2 pseudogenes are annotated in these 694 nt (G+C 60.1%); both read left to right on the plus strand.

Going from position 1 to position 694, the window contains the following annotated elements:
- A pseudogene (locus BI327_RS40925) lies at positions 1-255 on the plus strand (ABC transporter substrate-binding protein); the annotation flags it as partial.
- Between the two features lie 236 nt (positions 256-491).
- Positions 492-694: pseudogene (locus BI327_RS40930) on the plus strand (glycerol-3-phosphate transporter permease); the annotation flags it as partial.

Here is a 694-nt window from a genome sequence, read left to right on the forward strand (position 1 = left end):
GCCTACGAGCTGACCAAGAAAGACGGCTTCTACGACAAGAACCCCGGCACCGAAGTCGGCGTCAAGCAGCTGAACGTCGAAACCACCGCGCAATCGCGTGGCCTGCGCCTGGGCTTCCTGCCGCAGATCCGTGAAATCGAGGACGCCGAAATCGAACGCATCGTGGCCGGCAAGGTCGCGGCCACGGACGGCGCCGAGAACATCGTCAAGCGCGGCAACGAACTGCTGGAAAAGTTCGAGAAGAGTGTAAAGTAACGCCCGTTCCGGGACTCGGAACAAGCCCCCGCCACGCACGATTTCCGTTTCGTGACAGGGGCTTGCGTGATTCAAGCGAGGCTTAAAGCCCTGGTTATTTTGGGGCTTTAAGCCTATCGTGCTTATGCGTTGCCGGCGCCCTCGGGCGCCTCGAGCCAGGCCGGTGCCGCTTCCCGGCCGGCGGTTTCAAGCGGCGGTTAATCCAACCGCCGTTTTTCGTACCTTGGGTTCCCCCTATGGAAAAACGTGTTGTCTTTGGGCACAAGACCCTGCCCTATCTGCTGCTCCTGCCGCAGATCGTCATTACCGTGGTCTTCTTCTTCCTTCCCGCCGGCCAGGCCATGTGGCAGTCGATGCGGTTGGAAGATGCCTTCGGCCTGTCCTCCGAGTTCGTCGGTTTCGACAACTTCATGGAGCTGTTCTCGCAACAGGCCTACCT

Source organism: Bradyrhizobium mercantei (assembly GCF_001982635.1).
Classification (GTDB): Bacteria; Pseudomonadota; Alphaproteobacteria; order Rhizobiales; family Xanthobacteraceae; genus Bradyrhizobium; species Bradyrhizobium mercantei.